This window comes from Thalassotalea profundi, assembly GCF_014653195.1.
GTDB lineage: Bacteria > Pseudomonadota > Gammaproteobacteria > Enterobacterales > Alteromonadaceae > Thalassotalea_B > Thalassotalea_B profundi.
Genome location: NZ_BNAH01000002.1, coordinates 372,156 through 389,825, shown reverse-complemented (window position 1 = coordinate 389,825; position 17,670 = coordinate 372,156). Strand labels below are relative to the sequence as shown.

11 protein-coding genes are annotated in these 17,670 nt (G+C 37.6%); 6 read left to right on the top strand and 5 right to left on the bottom strand.

The features are described from left to right. Positions 1–15 precede the first annotated feature (15 nt). Together IE155_RS03885 and IE155_RS03880 are read right to left on the bottom strand one after the other, a co-directional pair. Complete coding sequence (locus IE155_RS03885) at positions 16–1,719, bottom strand: M28 family metallopeptidase (RefSeq protein ID WP_229817010.1); 1,704 nt, start codon at positions 1,717–1,719, stop codon at positions 16–18. A gap of 30 nt (positions 1,720–1,749) precedes the next feature. Beyond that, positions 1,750–3,186: a M28 family metallopeptidase gene (locus IE155_RS03880; RefSeq protein WP_229817008.1), complete on the bottom strand. Its 1,437-nt coding sequence runs from the start codon at positions 3,184–3,186 to the stop codon at positions 1,750–1,752. 192 nt (positions 3,187–3,378) lie between these two features. On the opposite strand from IE155_RS03880, the gene IE155_RS03875 reads away from it, so the two are divergent. From IE155_RS03875 to IE155_RS03860, 4 genes are all read left to right on the top strand, one after another. Then, the gene (locus tag IE155_RS03875) at positions 3,379–4,674 is read left to right on the top strand and encodes an amidohydrolase (protein WP_189376787.1); all 1,296 of its coding nucleotides are present in this window, start codon (positions 3,379–3,381) and stop codon (positions 4,672–4,674) included. A gap of 187 nt (positions 4,675–4,861) precedes the next feature. Continuing rightward, positions 4,862–6,118, top strand: coding sequence for an NRAMP family divalent metal transporter (locus tag IE155_RS03870; protein WP_189376786.1), 1,257 nt, complete (start codon positions 4,862–4,864; stop codon positions 6,116–6,118). Between the two features lie 368 nt (positions 6,119–6,486). Next, the gene (locus IE155_RS03865; RefSeq protein ID WP_189376785.1) at positions 6,487–10,125 is read left to right on the top strand and encodes a PKD domain-containing protein; all 3,639 of its coding nucleotides are present in this window, start codon (positions 6,487–6,489) and stop codon (positions 10,123–10,125) included. 95 nt (positions 10,126–10,220) lie between these two features. Further along, complete coding sequence (locus IE155_RS03860; protein WP_189376784.1) at positions 10,221–10,784, top strand: PEP-CTERM sorting domain-containing protein; 564 nt, start codon at positions 10,221–10,223, stop codon at positions 10,782–10,784. Positions 10,785–10,867: 83 nt separating this feature from the next. Here IE155_RS03860 and IE155_RS03855 read toward each other — a convergent pair whose 3' ends face one another. From IE155_RS03855 to IE155_RS03845, 3 genes are all read right to left on the bottom strand, one after another. Continuing rightward, positions 10,868–12,319 (bottom strand): PepSY-associated TM helix domain-containing protein, encoded by a 1,452-nt coding sequence (locus tag IE155_RS03855; protein ID WP_229817006.1) that lies wholly within the window; start codon positions 12,317–12,319, stop codon positions 10,868–10,870. 26 nt (positions 12,320–12,345) lie between these two features. Further along, positions 12,346–14,430 carry a TonB-dependent receptor family protein gene (locus tag IE155_RS03850; protein WP_189376783.1) on the bottom strand — a complete coding sequence of 695 codons (2,085 nt, stop codon included), beginning with the start codon at positions 14,428–14,430 and terminating at the stop codon, positions 12,346–12,348. 166 nt (positions 14,431–14,596) lie between these two features. Further along, positions 14,597–16,006: a class II fumarate hydratase gene (locus IE155_RS03845; protein WP_189376782.1), complete on the bottom strand. Its 1,410-nt coding sequence runs from the start codon at positions 16,004–16,006 to the stop codon at positions 14,597–14,599. 115 nt (positions 16,007–16,121) lie between these two features. Between IE155_RS03845 and IE155_RS03840 the strand changes: the two genes are divergently transcribed. Together IE155_RS03840 and IE155_RS03835 are read left to right on the top strand one after the other, a co-directional pair. Then, positions 16,122–17,261, top strand: a complete 1,140-nt coding sequence (locus IE155_RS03840; RefSeq protein ID WP_189376781.1) for a transporter substrate-binding domain-containing protein — start codon at positions 16,122–16,124, stop codon at positions 17,259–17,261. A gap of 88 nt (positions 17,262–17,349) precedes the next feature. After that, positions 17,350–17,652, top strand: coding sequence for a hypothetical protein (locus tag IE155_RS03835; RefSeq protein ID WP_189376780.1), 303 nt, complete (start codon positions 17,350–17,352; stop codon positions 17,650–17,652). Positions 17,653–17,670 lie beyond the last annotated feature (18 nt).

The following is a 17,670-nucleotide window of genomic DNA, read 5'->3' as shown; positions in this document are numbered from 1 at the left end:
GTGTCTATACAAACCTTACTTTCTCGAAGCGTCTCTTGCTGCTTTAAACTCTGTTCCTTGGTACCAATTTGGCCACTCTTTAGAGTTGACTATATCTAAGCCAGTTAAGAAATATAGCTGTAAGTCTTCAATCGCACCATCCATGATCCAACTGTCGTTATATTCATCACTCGGACCATGGTAGTGGTTCGTGATGTATTCTTTGGCTTTTTCGTGTCCTAAAGCCATACCTTTTTCAATATGATCATAACCGGCATTAGGGTAAAGCATTGGCACACCGAACTTTGCTAATTCAAAATGATCCGAACGATAAAAATAACCTTTCTCTGCTGCTGGATCTTCAGCTAAATAACGACCTTGTGCTTTTGCATGTTTGGCTAAATAGGGCTCTAATTCACTCATGCCTTTGCCAATCACCAAGACATCTTTTGTACGGCCATAGTTATTTAAACCGTCCATATTTAAACCACCAATAGTATTCGCTAATGGCATTAATGGATTGGCAGCATAATAGGCTGAACCTAGAAGTCCTTGCTCTTCAGCAGTTACCGCTAAAAACATTACAGAGCGTTTAGGTTTTTCTTCCAATTTAGCGTAGGCTTTGGCTAATTCAATTAAACCAGCAGTGCCTGTGGCATTATCTAATGCGCCATTATAGATTTGGTCGCCTTCCGCCGTTGGATCTGTACCAATATGATCCCAATGTGCCATGTAGATGAATACATCTTCAGGAGATTCGGTGCCTTTAATTATTGCAGCAACATTACGTGAGTTGATATTGTTGGTTTTTGCTTTTATCGATGCTGTTGCGGTTGATTTTAATGGAACGGCTTTAAAACCTTGTGTTTGCGCTTTGCTATACATTTCGTCAAGGTCTAATCCAGATTTAGCGAATAAGGTTTTAGCTTGGTCTATCGTTATCCAAGCTTCCATAGAAGCTAGATTTTCACCTTTATCTTCTCGAACCATATCAAATTGAGGGCCTGTCCAACTAGCGCTTACCGTTGACCAACCATAAGCTGCTGGTTGTGTATCGTGAATAATGATGGCCCCTGAAGCTCCTTGTTTCGATGCTTCGTCGAATTTGTAATCCCAACGACCATAATAAGTCATGGCATTGCCGTTAAATAATGCTTCATTTTGTGTAGCATAGCCAGGGTCGTTAATTAACATAACTACGGTTTTACCTTTTACATCAATATCTTGATAGTCATTCCAGTTACGTTCAGGGGCATTAATGCCATAGCCTACAAATATCATTTCATTATCAGTGATAGAGGACGCTTCAACTTGTTGTCGAGTCCACATTACTTGGTCACTAGTGTAATTTAATGTAGTTGTTTCTCCGTTATTATCTGTAAAGGTTAAGGTAGGTTTATTAGTTACTTCTACTGACGTTAACGGTACAGATTGAAAATAACTATCACCATTGGCTGGTGCTAAACCAATTGTTTTAAAAGCTGAAGCTAGATAGTTAACGGTAAGTTCTTCACCTTCTGTGCCAGGAGCTCGACCGCCAAATTCATCTGAAGCTAAAGTTTTTATGTTAGCGGTATAAGTTGCTTCATTTATTGCACCCGTAGCTTTTTTGAGGCTATCGCTGATTTGTTTTTTCGATTCCACTACTGTCATATCGGTTGTTTGTGTTTCTTGCTTAACTGATTCATTACAACCAAAAAGCAGTGCAAGCGGAATAAGGGGGAGTATTGATTTTTTCATGTTTTTTCCTTTTATTATTGTTAATGGGCGTTACTTATAGCCACCAAATGAACCAGCAGGACCTGGAAAAACAACAGGACTTTCAAAGCCGTCTTTAGCAACGCTACTGACACCAAAAAAGTAGTTATCAATAACTATATTTTTTAATTCAAATTCAGTGACATCACCTACGTATTGGCTATTTGTCCATGTTGGCTCGGTAGTTAAACGCCAGTGAACACGATACCCTGCTAAGTTTTCTGCCATATCACCTTTTGGACGTTGCCATTTTAGAGTTGTTGATGCTTTAACTGCTCCCGATATTTCAGTATTTGCTGGCGGCGGCGGCGCCCAAGCCATTGCTGCCATAGTAACAACATTTAACGACGTTAACTTAGCATTATAATCAAAGTCGACACCTGAAATAACATCACCAAAGGCACGGCCATTTTCAGTTCTTAGGTCTTGATGTTGGCGGTCATAGTGCTCGTTGGTTTCCATTATACGTACCGCTGGATAACCTTCAGCATTAAATGGGCGATGATGTCCGCCTCTGCCAAATCTATCTAAACGGTAAACCATCATAACATCTAAATTAGGTATGTATTGGTCGGCAATGGTATCTATATAGCGCGCAACATTGCGAGAAGGGGAATCAACTTCACCCCCAGTAAAGCGTCGCTTTCGGGCTTCTTCAGGTGTTTCAACAAACCTAACACCTTCAGAGAAAACTCTTGCTGTTGTATTGTTAATCACGCCATTGATGCCTGAAATATTACCGATCATGTCATTATTAATTACGGCTTCAACACGCCAACCTTCCTTTTTTGCTATGCCTGCCATAATTTTACCGCCAAATAATCCTTGTTCCTCACCAGACAGTGCGGCATAAACAATAGTTCCTGCAAATTCATATTGTGACAGCACTCTTGCAGCTTCAATAGTGCCAGCAACACCAGAAGCATTGTCATTTGCTCCAGGGGATACACTAGTAAAGTTAAGTGGGTCGGTAACTCTTGAGTCAATATCTCCTGACATTACAATATAACGATTCGGGTCAAGCTTACCGCGTTGGATAGCTATTACATTGACTACCTCGGTCGGTTCGGGAATTCTTTTTTCTCCTGAAAACGTCTGCTTCTGGTAAGTCACTTCTAAGCAGCCACCGCATTGAGCTGAGATTTTTTCAAATTCCGATTTTATCCATCGACGTGCGGCGCCAATTCCTTGGGTGTCTGATTTCGTTTCAGACAGAGTATGGCGAGTACCAAAACTGACTAACGTAGTAACATCTTTTTTAAGCCTTTCAGCGCTGACTTGCTGTTGAATATCGCGCAATATCATTTGTTCATTAGGAGGAACAATTGAATTGGCATGAGCCGGTATTAAAAATGAGAACAACAAAGTACCTAAAGCAACTAACTTTAACGACTTTTGTTGAAATAAATTTAGTGCTATATCTTTTATATTATTTAGCGTAGTCAACATATGGGGCCTATTATTAATTGGTATTAATGTCTTATAAAAAGATTATCACAACTGGTCGTGTTAATGAGTTCATTTATCCTATTAATGGTTCTTTTTAACTTACTTTCCATAATATTTATGATTGTATAGGTAACAATTTGGAGAATATACAAAGTCTGTTATTGTAAATAAAAATAAAATAGAGGATTTAGCATGAAAAAATTAGCAGTTTCTTATTGTGTCGCACTTGGATTAATGTCTTGTTTTGGGGTTAACGCTGAAATTAAACCACAAAAACTACTCAAGGAAGTAGAAAGTAAGGTTATTGAATGGCGGCGTGATTTTCATGAAAACCCTGAGCTGGGAAATAGAGAAGTACGTACAGCAAAAATAGTAGCTGAGCATTTAAAAGCATTAGGCATGGACGTAGAAACAGGAATTGCTTATACAGGCGTTGTTGGCATTCTTAAAGGTGGTAAGCCGGGACCAACGGTAATGTTACGTGCTGATATGGATGCTCTGCCTGTAACTGAAAAAACTGATGTGCCGTTTAAATCGTTGAAAACAACTAACTATCGTGGTGTTGATGTTGGCATAATGCATGCCTGTGGTCATGATACCCATATTGCGATGTTAATGGGAGCGGCAGAAGTACTTGCAGGTATAAAAGATGAGCTTAAAGGTACAGTAATGTTTGTATTCCAACCTGCTGAAGAGGGGGCGCCTGAAGGAGAAGAAGGGGGTGCTGAATTGATGTTGAAGCAAGGAATATTTAAAAAGCATAAACCTGAAGTTGCTTTTGGTTTACATATTACTTCTAGTTTACCGGCCGGTAGTATCGGTTATCGTAGTGGTCCATTTATGGCCAGTGCTGATCGCTTTGAAATAACCGTGCATGGCGAACAAACGCATGGCTCTACACCTTGGGCAGGCGTTGATCCTATCGGGGCGGCAGCTCAAATAGTTACAGGAGTTAACCATATTGTTAGTCGTCAAATAGATATTACTAAAGAACCTGCTATAGTGTCGTTCGGTAAAATTTCAGGAGGCGTTAGAAATAATATCATTCCTGATAAAGTTGAAATGATTGGTACCATTCGTAACTTTGATATGGATAACCGTCAGCAAATTTTTGATAAAATTAATACGACAGCAACTCATATTGCTACATCATCTGGTGCTAAAGCCGATGTCAATATTTATGAAGGCTACCCTGTCACTATTAATGATCCAAAATTAACCGAGCAGATGTTACCAACGCTCAAAAATGTGGCAGGTGAAGATAATGTTAAATTTTTACCTAAAATTACGGGTGCTGAAGATTTTTCTTTCTACGCATTAGAAGTGCCTGGTTTGTTTGTATTTTTGGGTGGGACACCTGAAGGTAAGGATCCTAAAAAAGCGGCAAGTAATCATTCCCCTTATTTCTTTGCTGATGAATCATCATTTAAAGTAGGAACAGCAACACTTACTCAACTTACTTTAGATTATATGGCACAAGCGAAATAATTACCTTGTAGCGCTAGTAATATAATAGTCTTGTAACCTTCTTTGAAGAGCGAGCTATTATATTGCTACTTTAAAATTGGTAATGCACCTACCTTAGTTAATGTTAACCAACTAAACTATAAAGGGATTTTTAGAATAACCTAATGTACATTAACGCTATGTGTTTTAACTTCTCTTATTGAATATTATGAATATAACTAAAATAATTTCCCTTTTAGGTCCTGGCATTGTTTGGGCAGCTACTAGTATTGGGGTTTCTCATATTGTGCAAGCAACACGTGCGGGAGCTGATTTTGGCTTTGCACTGCTAGGATTTATTATTCTTGCCCATGTTATTAAATACCCTTTCTTTTTGTTTGGTCCTAAATATGCTGGGCTTACGGGTAAAAGCTTGCTTGATGGTTATAAAAGCGTTGGAAATTGGGCTTTTTATTTGTTTTTATTTTTAACATTTATCACCATGTTTTTTGTTCAATCGGGTGTAACAATTGTTACAGCAGCTTTAGCAATGAATTTATTTGGCGATGTGCTTTCATTATCGCAATGGGCGGCGTTAACCCTTGTTATTGTCAGCGCAGTGTTAATTATTGGTCATTACAAACTGTTAAGTAACTTACTTAAGTGGATGATGTTAACTTTAGTCATTGCAAGCCTTATTGCATGGTTTGCCGCAGTTAACCGTTTAGGTTTTAGCCCTTCAGCGCAAGCCCCTGTAATTTCACTAACCTCGACAGCAAGCATTGCTTTTATTGTGGCATTGATTGGCTGGATGCCTACAGCTATCGAGGTTTCGGTATGGCACTCTATATGGACAACATCTCGCGTAAGTAATGCAAGTAAAGCGTCGGCAAAAAATGCCACAATAGATTTTAATATTGGCTATGCGACAAGTTTTGTATTGGCGATTATTTTTCTCTGGCTAGGTGCTTTATTAATGTTTGGGCAAGGTGAGGGCTTTGCTAATTCTGCCGCGGCATTTGCAGGGCAATTAGTTGGAATATATAGCAAAGCGTTAGGGGAGTGGAGTTGGCTACTTATGGCATTAGTCACCTTTATTGCCTTATTTTCAACTACATTTGCAGTTGCCGATGGCTTTCCCCAAGTATGGAAGCGTGCTGCTTTATTATTGGACGAGAAAGAACAAGCTGAATCTACCACTAATGCGAATAAAGCCTATATTGTTTCATTAACATTATTAGTGATTGGTAGTTGGTGGATAATTAATGACTTTAGTGCTGATATCAAAGCACTGCTTGATTTTGTAACTACGGTCTCATTTGTAAGTGCGCCGATCTACGCGTGGCTAAATTATAAAGTCATGATGGGAACTGATGTTTCTGAAGATCAAAAACCCCAAGGTTGGTTTAAGGTATATACGCTTTTTTGTTTGACGGTATTAACTCTGTTTAGCGTATTCTTTTTATGGTGGAAATTTATTTTATAATGCTACATTAACTCTATATAACCATCTGACTCTATTAATATTTACGATTAATAGAGTCAATAATAATACTCTGTGTGGAATAAAGCCGTGTTGATATGATATTAACTTTATCCGGATACTAATTTCTGCGCCTATCTTGATTTTTAACAACCTGTATTTTTTCATACCCAAGCTTTAACACTTTTATCAATTTTATTTTCATCCGATTCTTATTTCTTACCGTTAATTCAACCTTTATTCCTATTTTTACTATAAATAGTATTAATAACTCATATTTAAATTGTATACTTTATATCCTGATGTTATCTTAATGTTAATCAGGGGTTTCTTGATGGTAAGTGGTTAAAATAACAAAAAGGTATAAGGTTATGATTATAAAAAGAATAAGCTTATTACTTGTACTCTTTAGTTCGTTGCAAGTGGTGGCGTCGAACGTTGAAAGCAATAATAAGTTAACCAAAAAATTTAATAAAAAATTAACAACGATGAATGAGATTATTGCTTCAAAAAAATCTCATTCAAACAAGTTATCATTTAAAACGTCAGAGTTAAGTAAAACAGAACAAGCGGCGCATCAAGTGTGTGCCATTGATGATAATGGGCAAGATTGGGCTAAGTTACAAAATGTTTTAAAGAAACAATTAAAAAAAGTCACCTTAGCTAAAAAGCAAAAAAGCGCTAAGTTTCGTAGCCAAGCAAATAACGAATATGAAGATAATGGTATTGCTGGCCGTTACTACATTCCGGTGGTTTTTCATATTTATGGGGAAGAATTTAATTGTGACGATCCAAACCAAGCATGCTTAACCGATGAAAAAATAATAGATGCGCTTAAGCGTACCAATGAAGATTTTTTAGGAACTAACACGCAAGATGGGCCAATAGACCCGATGTTTGAGGCGATTAGAGATTATCCAAACATCGAATTTGTGCTTGCTAAGAAAGATCCATCAGGGCAAGTATCTACAGGTATAGTTCGTCATTCACGAGAGCAGAAAGGCTATGGTAATGGTTCTGGTTTCGATGCAGAAATAGCTGGAGATGCTTGGGATAACTACAAATACATGAACGTATATATCATGAAAGATTTATACGATGATGGGTCAACTAACAACTCAGGAGTCGCTTGGTATCCAGAGTCTTCTATGAGTGATAATAATTTATCTCGTGTTGTTTATAATGGTTTATATCTTGGGGATAATACAGATGAAAACTTCCGCTCTGTGCTTACCCATGAGTTTGGACATTGGTTAAACCTTCCTCATACTTTTGCAGGAGACACGTGTTCATTAGAAAATGAAACTTTCTGTAGCCTCACTGGTGATAGAAGTTGTGATACGCCACAGATGTCACTTAGTACTGATATGTATGATAACTCATTAAATTGTCTCGGTGTAAAAACCAATACTGAAAACTTCATGCATTATACCAGCAACTATGCCATGTTGACTCAAGATCAGGTCAAACGTATTACCGCTGCTTTGCATACACCAATGCGTAGTACTTTGTGGTCGAACAGCAACTTATTGGTGACGGGGCTTGATCAATACACCCATAATGCGGACCATTATTGGGATGGTATTTCGGGTATTGATACCGCGCCAAGTGGTGAGGTTATTGCTAGCCATCTAAACCTTTCGGGTATTGAAGGAGATATAAATTCCCTTCAAGTCAGTATTCCTTCGGATACTGAAGCTGTGGGTTTTTATCTATCGAACTATCAAGAAGACCCTGATATGTATGCGTCGTTAGGAAAATCGCCTGAAAAAGACGAAAATGGCAGCTGGATTGCCGATTACATCTCATTTGAGGCAGCAGGCACACCAGAATTTATTGGTGTTTTGTCGCCAGATACTGAACAAGCTTATCATATTGCTATTGATGCATTCTCAGATTACAACAATGCTAATTTTCAAGCGATAGCGGTTGATGATCCATTATTACCTGCAGGTAGTAAGCGTCACCATGTTTATATTGAAAAAGGTATTTGGTCGCCTCAGGGAAAAGCGCCTAAGCAATATAAAATTAATATACCTGCAAATGCAGAAAAAATGGTAGCGGTTCTTGCCGGAAAATATGGTGGTGATCCTGATATGTTTGTCAGTGTAAATAAGCCGGTAGTTATGGACCAAGAGCTTGATGACTGCGTACCATTTAGTGCTGCTAAATTAGCTGAATATTGTGAATTTTCCCATGGTGGTGAAATTAATGTGGCGATTGATCCGTTCTCAGAGTATTGGGACAGTACATTACATATCTATTATGAAACTAGAGATATAACTAACCAACCGCCTATTGCGATTACAAAACCAAATTATAATGCAGTTGTTGAACATGAAATTCATTTTAAAGGCAATAGTTCAATAGATGTCGATGGCAGCATTGAACAGTACCTTTGGAACTTTGGTGACGGACAAACAAGTTCTGAAATTAATCCTGTTCATGTATATAACACGATAGGTGAATATCCGGTTAGCTTAACCATTACTGATAATCAAGGGATCTCAGCCATCACAACGGCAAATGCCAGTATTACCTTACTTAATCCAGATGATGAAACCTTATGTGATAACTGTTATCGCGTCTATCTAGCCGAAGAAATTGATCTATCGGCAGGTGCTGGTGATACACCAAGAGACTATCAATTTCTTGTACCTAATGCTGCGTCATTAGTTGCTATTGAAATTGTTGGTGGCTATGACGGCGATCCTGATTTACACGTAAGTCAAAATCAAGCGGTTTCAACAAGCGTTTATGATTGTCGTCCGTGGGAAGGGCCGGGCGCTGCTGAAGTTTGTCATTTTAGAGAGGGTGGCGTTTATAACGTCATGATAGAAGCATTTGCAGCATATAGTCAGGTTACCTTTAAAGCCTATTATGATATTCGATATGATGCGGATAATTCACTACCTAACCAGTTACCAATTGCTCAAATTGAAAGTACTGGTCTTCATTATGCTGGAAGTTTAACAACCTTAATCGGTGATAATTCAAGTGACCCAGATGGAAATATTGTTAGCTATTCTTGGAACTTTGGTGATGGCGCGACTTCTACGGAAGCTAACCCGCAGCATCGCTATAATTCGTATGGAAAATATACCGTTACTTTAACCGTTAAAGATAATAATGATGCGCAAGCTTCTACGAGTTTTGAAGTAACTATATTGCCTGCAGGTGATATGGATGGTGACGGTGATGTTGATAAAGATGACTTACAACACTTTATTTTAGCGTTACGTCGTGGCGATAGTTTAGATAGTAGCTTTGACTTAAATAATGATGGTCGTATTGATACCAGAGATGTCAGAGCTTTTAGAGTGCTTTGTTCTTATAGCAACTGTGCGAATGTTGCTCCCCAAGCTCAACAGCCAGAAGCAAAAATAACGCTACCTGAATCAATTGTGGTCAATCAGCAAGTTACCTTTAACAGTGAACAGTCAATAGCCGATCCAAGTGATAGATATAGTTACATCGATAGTTATCTATGGGATTTTGCAGACGGAACGACGAGTACAGAGAAAAACCCTAGCCATACATTTTCTACGGTTGGTAGCTATGATGTGTCACTGACGTTAGTCAATAATAAAGGGCTTACATCAACGGTAGGTGAAACCATTCATGTGGCGTTCCCCGATCTTGTTAATAGTTGTGCAAATCAACAACCTGCTGAGGGTAATACTTTAGAGGCAAGTGAAATTAATTGTGTTGTTGGTGATAAAACTCGATTTGATTTCTCAATTCCTGGCATGGATCGACATAGCACACTTGCGTTGACTATTGGTTTTGCAGAGGGTGATTTTCAAGTGTATTACAACAATGGAACATGGCCGTCGATAGGTTCAAGTACTTACGATAAAAAAGTTGATGCAAGCAATAGTGCTTGTCTATATATCGAATTAGATTCATCTATGGATTACTGGGGTTACCTTCAGATCACTGGAGATGTTCAAGGTGCAACAATAGTGGCAGATTTTGATACCCAAGGTTGCCGTACTTTAGCGGAATAAACTAGCTAATAAACAATAAATGAATTTGGTTGTACTTTGTTAGCAATTTGACAATAACCAAATTCGTTTAACCTACTAAATTTAAGGAAGTAACAATGAAAAATTTTATAATATGCATTTTATTAATGTTCAGCATGAAAGCTAATGCGGGTTTAATTACAGTAAACATAAGCTCAGATACAGTTGCTGTTGGTAGCGCTATAAGTGTCGAAATAAATGGCTCAAATTTTGTCGAAAGTGATATGTTTTGGTTTGACTTTAATTTTGATAACTCAATATTTTCTTTCGATATTGCAAATTTAACAAGCGAACTAATATTGGTTGATAGTAGCTTAGGTTTATTTGACGGATTAGGCATCACCAGCGAAAGTTTTGGTTTAGGTTTTTTGTTTTCTGATATGTTCGCCCCAGTATCAGGTGATTTTAATATTGCGACATTTGAGTTAGTTGCTGAAACGGTAGGAACCAGTTTTTTTGATATTTCAGGACTTGATGGTTTTGCAACCGACTTTAATATTACACCATCTTATATTGTTAATTTTAGTAATGGGAATACTGTTTCAAGTGAAGCAACATCAGTACCAGAGCCTAGTACGTTATTCATAGCATTACTAGCATTGGCATCTTTTGTTATGTCAGCAAGTCGTAAGGTTAAGTAGTTAGTCATTGGTAATAACATAATCCCCTGACAAATGCAGGGGATTATTTATTTGTTAAATCAATAACAGAATTTTATATCCAACTATTTTAGTACGGCTTTTAAGCTTTTCAATCGGCTAATAAATAAGATATCAATGGAAATGATCAATAATAATGCTGCTGCTGAAAGTGGGAAAAAGACTGATACAAGTAGCATAATTAATATAACAATTTTATTAGCGCTTTTTGGCGCAGAAGGCGCACCTATTTTTCTTTTGTTTTTAGGTCGACGTTTCCACCATTGTGTTGCACCACTGATAATTAACAGGAGAACAAGCAGTACAATAGCAACATTTAATAACCAGTTCCAAAGACCTAGATCACCTTGATGAAAAGGGATAAATGCCGACATTGCCATACCTAAAGCAGAATAATCTTCAAATTTAAAATCGGCCAATGTTTCACCATTTGATTGATCTAAATGTAAGGTACGCTCCATACTAGGGTTAGTAATATCGCCAGCTATGGTTGTTGCTGAAATAGTCCATACCCCTGTTTCATCTTTGGGGAAATGTACTCGATATTGGTTAAAATTTTGCTCTTTTGCAATATTAATTACTTTTTCTAAATCAATATTGTCGCTGCTTTTTATTGATTCAGGAAGAGGAATTTTTTCTAATGCCCAAGGCACTTGATAAACTGCCGCATGATTCATTAATTCATGATTATGTTCATTTTTTTGGACTTTAATTATTTTTGATTCAATGTATTGATTAGCTACATTTTGATCTGACACTTTGGGTGCTTTGAAGTTACTACCTGGCAAATAGCTCCATGGTTGAACTAATTTTCCGCCCCAAATATCGGTCCAAGCAAGCCCCGAAAATAAAAAAAGTAGCAAAGGAATTGCAATGAGCACCCCAAGGCTTTTGTGCAATCGACGCCAATCTTCTTGTGTTTTGAATATAAAGTTAGGTACTAATGTTCGCCAACTAATTTTAGGCCATGCCATATAAAGCCCTGTAAGGATCATCATTATGCTAAGGCCTGTAGCTATTTCAATTAAATTATCACCAATTGAACCCAAGAAAAGACTGCCGTGAAGTGTTTTTATCTTTTCGTAAATACTAGCTGTTGAGTCTAGTTCTCCTAGTATTTCGCCACTGTATGGGTTTATTTGAACGGTAGTACTTGGTGCGTTATGACCAGAATGCCCATGTGCGGAAGCTTGTTTAAGAGAAAATTGAGCATAATCTTCATTGCTTTTAGGTGGAACGAATAAGAGTACCGTGGTATTAGGGTAGTTAGTACGCACTATGTTTAGTAGCGATGTAGAAGAAAGCTTTGTAGTGTCAGCAGGAATAGAAATAGTGGGTTGGGTAAGCCAATTTTCTACTGGCTTAGTGATTAACATTAATAAACCACTTAGCGATAAAATCAATAAGAACGGGATAACAAATAACCCCGTATAAAAGTGCCAACGCCATACAGAACTATAGAAGTTGTATGTTTTAACAGGCGTATTTGCTTCATTATTTAACATATCATTTCTCATAGTAGTTACTTTAAACGGTCATTTAGCTAAAAATGGAATTTCACCCCAATGTAAATAGATCTAGGTTCGCCAGCTTGTAAAATAGCATCACTGGTTTTAGCGATATCTTTTACGCTAAATAGTGAAACATACTCTTCGTCTGTAATATTTCGCATTTCTGCAAAAGCCTCCCATGATTCACCGCTAATACCTGTACGTAGGCCTATCAATGTATAGTTATCCACAGTATACGTATTGCTAAAGTCAGCATAACGTTCGTCAATAATGTCGAATGTTGGGCCAATAAAAAATCCATTAGCGTTACGATAAAGTATTTCACCTTTTATTGCGTAACCAGGAGCGGCTGGGAGTTGGTTGTTCTTATAAATAGGGTCATCATTGAAAGAAAATTCGTTAATTGTCAAACTTAATAGGGGCTCAATCTTATGTACTTCTTTATTATCAAGCACAAAGCTGGCCCCAAGTAATGCTTCAAAACCTGCGTGAATGGTATCGTCATTGTTTGATGACAAACTAGTGCCAGGTGCGTTTGGATCGTCAATTGAAAGAATTTCGTCTTGCAATTTTCCATAATAAAACGCCAATTCCCAATGCCAATAATTAGATTTTTGAAATGTTTCTTTACCGCGTGTACCTATTTCAATAACTTCCCCTTGCATGGCTTTAAGTGCTTTATTATCTGGGCTTGCATCATCTTCTAATTCATAATTTGTTGGCGGTTCGTAAAGATGACTGACATTTGCGAATAACTCGACACTGTCTGACCATTGATAAATCAAACCAACACGTGGATTAATACTATTGTAATCAGCTTTAGGGTTATAAACGGTATTGTTTTGTGCATTCGTATTTTTTACGTTTCGACTAGCTGAAACTGCTTGTATGCCATAAATAAGTTTCCAATTGGGGGCAAATTGCCACCTATCCACTAAAAATACTTCGAGACTGTCAGCTTTGTTATCAACAATGGTTGAAATACCTTTGTGTATTCCACTCTCATGTTCGTAATTGCCACCAGTTACTGTTGTTTCTGCGTAATTTATACCGAAGAGTATATTGTGTTCATTTAAAGTAAAGTTATAGCGTAACGACGTACCTAAGTTTTTTTGATCAGTATCGATTAATAAACTGAAATAAGGGTTGTAGACAATAGGATGGTAAAGCGCTTGATCTTCGTAAGAGATACCCACTGAAAGGCTACTGTTTTCGTCAATGTTCCATATGGTATTGTTAGCGATACGCCACATTTCTACATCATATTGATAGTTTCCAACAATTGCCGAATTATGCCCTTGATAGGGATCTTCATCAAACTGCTCTTGGCTAAGCCCACCAGGGAGTTCTTGGTTATTATCGATGTAAGTAAAATAAAAACGTGTTCGTACGTCTTCATTAAACTTCCAGCCAGCATTTAAATAAAAACCATCACGTTCCTGATTTTGATGCCCTCGATAACCCTCTAAGCGTTTTTTCTCTAATGTAACTATGGCATCGAAGTCGCCGTTAACAGTTGCTGCTGTTGCTCGTCCTTCTAATTTGCCATGACTTCCAGCATTTAGATAAACTTGAAATGCTTCCATATCATGAGCGGTAGGACTAATAAAATTGATTGCTCCGCCAAGAGTGCTAGCACCATATGTAAGTGCATTTGATCCTCTAGCTACAATGGCATAACGCGTACTTAATGGGTCTACTATTCTGTTATGATTATTGCCGTCGGCCGCGGTGACGGGAAGCCCATCTTGCAATAACTTTATTCCGTTTCCGTCATAGTTAGTGGCGTCTAGGTTAGACCCTCTACTCGAAAAAAATGTTGAGTCTCCAGCTGAACCGCTAGTTGTCCACACTCCAGGTACAAAACGTAGCATATCAGCAAGTGTTGAAACATTTCGTTTGTAGAACTCATCACTATCAATAATAGAAACTCCGCCTGGTGTTAGCGCTTGTTCTGTTTCTATTTCCAACTTACTTTGTGTTCCCAACACCACAATTTTTTCTAATTGTTCATCTGATGTGTTAACCGTATTATTTTCATTTGCAAAAGTAATTAATGGCAAAGCTAAACTTAGGCTAAAACAAGCTGAGAGTGGTTTATATCGAAAAAGAAGCATAAGTTATCCTTGCTTTACAACATGTTATGAATGAACAAAAGTATGCAGAACTATACAGGAGAAACTTTGGCAGCGGTATGTGACAAAATGTCGCATTTGTGTTGAACGAATATGCACATAATTTGTTAAATAAATCATTTAGTTTTATTTATATTAAGCGAAGTGATTAGTTTGTATTTTTGTTGTGTAATGATTGAGATAACAGAACTTCAAATTCAGTAATACTATATAAATTAAGTTTTTCAGCCGCTTGTGCTAACGAGAGATTATTATCGTTTGCAACATGCACTATTTGAGTGGCTACATCGTAACCGAGCGTTGGTGCTAGCAGAGTCACAACAGATAAGTTTTGCTGCATATTAGTGTTGATTTGAGTTTTGTTCAGTTCAAGGCCGCTTACACAGTGATCCGCAAAGGAAGTCATTGCATCGGTTAATAATTCGATACTTTCCATTACATTATGAATGATAACAGGGCGGTAGGTATTAAGTTGTAATTGCCCATTGGAGGCAGCAAGTGAAACAGTTAGCTCATTTCCAAATATTTGTAAACAAACCATAGATAAGGCTTCGCATTGTGTTGGATTTACTTTACCTGGCATAATAGAACTCCCTGGTTCATTTGCCGGTAATAGCCATTCATTTAAGCCACATCGCGGGCCACTGCCAAGCATACGAAAGTCATTTACCATTTTAAACAATACACTTGCCAGTTGCTTTAAAGCGCTACTGTAACGAATGATAGCATCTTCACCTGAAACGGCAGCATAAGTGTTATTACTTGCGGTGAAAGGTAACTGATATAATTCGCTTAATTCTTTTGCTGCTTTTTGTCCAAAATTAATAGGTGCATTGTCACCACCACCAACGGCTGTGCCGCCTAACGCAAGCTGATAAATCGTTGGTAAACTGTCTAAAATTGCATTATTTGCTTGCGATAACTGCTCATAATAGCCCGAAAATACAGCCCCTGCTGATAGCGGTAAAGCATCCATAAGATGGGTACGACCCACCGTAAAATCATCCTTAAATTGTTGCTGTTTTTCGTTAAGTGAACTTTTTAAATGAGCAAGCGATTTTAATAAACGGTTATGAGTTAGTACGGCAACCACAATGTGCATCGCACTAGGAAATACATCATTAGAAGATTGCGATAAATTGACATGATCATTAGGATGTATTGTTCTACTTAATTGTTGTTTTGTTTGAGCATCAGTAATTTTTTTAGCTTTAAAGGTATTTGCTAATGAAGCGATAACTTCATTTACATTCATATTAGTTTGAGTACCTGATCCAGTTTGCCAAACGCTCAAAGGAAACTGTATAGAGTAATCATTAAGTTGTAGTTCGCTGCAGGCGTGAAGAATACTCTGATAGATATCTTTGTCTAAAAGACCTTCATTATAGTTAACCTGTGCGCAAGCCTTTTTAATATTAATGAGTGAATTAATGAAATCCATAGAGAAACAGTGCGATCCAATAGTAAAGTACTGCAAAGATAACTGTGTTTGTTTTCCCCAAAGGCTGTTTTTTGTACCGTTGTTTTGTTGAATATTATCTACGCTTTTTTGTTTCATAAACTGTAGCCTTTAATGTTTTATATACCTTTGCTTGCGAATAAAATTATTGAAAGTGCAACGATGATAATATTACGTTAACATAAGTGCTCTTCAATCACTACGGAGTAACCACATGATAAATAAAATGATAATTAAACCAATGTGGCTGTGCGGCTTACTTACATTAATTGCGTTATGTATGTCGAGTATAGCTTACGGACAAAATACGACCGAAGTTGATGCAACAACAATTCTTAAAGAGCAAAGTACCTCGAACAATACCTTAGTAATAGGTGTAAAAGAAGCTCCGCCTTTTGCGAAAATAGAAGGCGAATCGTTTAGTGGCTTAGCCATAGATTTATGGAAAGAAATAGCTGAAGAACAAGGGTGGGATTACCGGTTTCAAGAATATGATTTAGATGGATTATTAAGTGCAACATCTAATGCGCAGCTTGATGTCGGGTTAGGTGCGATTACGGCTACAGCAGATCGCGCAAAAAAAATGGATTTTACACATACCATTACTAGTTCAGGGTTATCGGTTGCGGTACGTAATGAATGGTCATCTGGTTGGTTAGCCGTATTGGCAGCGCTAGCATCTCCCGCTTTTCTAAAAGTGATTGGTATGCTGACATTATTATTGTTAGGTGTTGGATTTGTTGCTTGGCTGCTTGAACGAAAAGCAAATCCGGAGCAGTTTGGTGGTAGCCGCGCCAATGGCTTGTTTTCCGGTTTTTGGTGGGCAATGGTTACCATGACAACGGTAGGTTATGGTGATGTTGCGCCACGTACTATTGGGGGCCGATTACTCGGTATGGTGTGGATGTTAACGGCACTGATTATTGTATCTTTCTTTACCGCATCCATTACAAGTGCGCTTACCATTGGTCAACTTAGTAGTAAATTAAACAATGCTGATGACTTAGTCGGTATGCATATAGCAAGTGTAAATGGCAGTACTAGTGCTAGTTGGTTACAAAACCGTAAACTAAAATTTGAAAACAATGACAGTTTAAGTGAAGCATTACAAAAACTAGCTGACGGTAAAGTTGATGTAGTTGTTTATGACGCACCATTATTGCGTTGGACTATTAAGCAAGAGTATGCAGGAGAATTACAAGTTTTACCTATAACCTTAGCCCGCCAAGATTATGTATTTGCATTACCTGATAGTAGCCTTATACGTGAATCAATTAATGAGTCTTTGTTAAAAAGAATTAATTCACCAGATTGGCCAGAACGAGTTGCCAGTTATTTTGATGGTGATAAGTAATCAAAGTACTGATGATGAGTTTTTTGTTTTATCTATAATTACTACTATCTTCAGGTTAATCATAACTTGAGTGGGGTGTTGAAAATCAATGAATGAGCATACGTATATAAATAAACTGAGTGCGTTATTTACTCAATATTTCGAATCAGTTTCCACAAGAGTCCCTGATAGGGAGTTGAAAAACCGTATTCAAGGTTATATCCATGCAGGTGAGGTTTTATCTATTATCAATCGAGAACATTCCACTCAAATTATGGAAGAAGCTCACTTTCAAGTTTTTGGTGAAAATATTAATGAGAGAAAAAATAAAAAAGTAGCATTTAAAGAAGCTCTAAAAACTAGAGATGATAGCTACTTTGATATACCTGCCTACGAAAGACAGAAAATTTAATACCACCATTTATCTTAT

Bases quoted from the DNA above. Each gene is read 5' to 3' on its own strand.
- IE155_RS03845 (WP_189376782.1), bottom strand. From the start codon at position 16,006: ATGAAACAAAAAAGCGTAGATAATATTCAACAAAACAACGGTACAAAA.
- IE155_RS03870 (WP_189376786.1), top strand. From the start codon at position 4,862: ATGAATATAACTAAAATAATTTCCCTTTTAGGTCCTGGCATTGTTTGG.
- IE155_RS03880 (WP_229817008.1), bottom strand. From the start codon at position 3,186: ATGTTGACTACGCTAAATAATATAAAAGATATAGCACTAAATTTATTT.
- IE155_RS03875 (WP_189376787.1), top strand. From the start codon at position 3,379: ATGAAAAAATTAGCAGTTTCTTATTGTGTCGCACTTGGATTAATGTCT.
- IE155_RS03860 (WP_189376784.1), top strand. From the start codon at position 10,221: ATGAAAAATTTTATAATATGCATTTTATTAATGTTCAGCATGAAAGCT.
- IE155_RS03835 (WP_189376780.1), top strand. From the start codon at position 17,350: ATGAATGAGCATACGTATATAAATAAACTGAGTGCGTTATTTACTCAA.
- IE155_RS03865 (WP_189376785.1), top strand. From the start codon at position 6,487: ATGATTATAAAAAGAATAAGCTTATTACTTGTACTCTTTAGTTCGTTG.
- IE155_RS03850 (WP_189376783.1), bottom strand. From the start codon at position 14,430: ATGCTTCTTTTTCGATATAAACCACTCTCAGCTTGTTTTAGCCTAAGT.
- IE155_RS03855 (WP_229817006.1), bottom strand. From the start codon at position 12,319: ATGAGAAATGATATGTTAAATAATGAAGCAAATACGCCTGTTAAAACA.
- IE155_RS03840 (WP_189376781.1), top strand. From the start codon at position 16,122: ATGATAAATAAAATGATAATTAAACCAATGTGGCTGTGCGGCTTACTT.
- IE155_RS03885 (WP_229817010.1), bottom strand. From the start codon at position 1,719: ATGAAAAAATCAATACTCCCCCTTATTCCGCTTGCACTGCTTTTTGGT.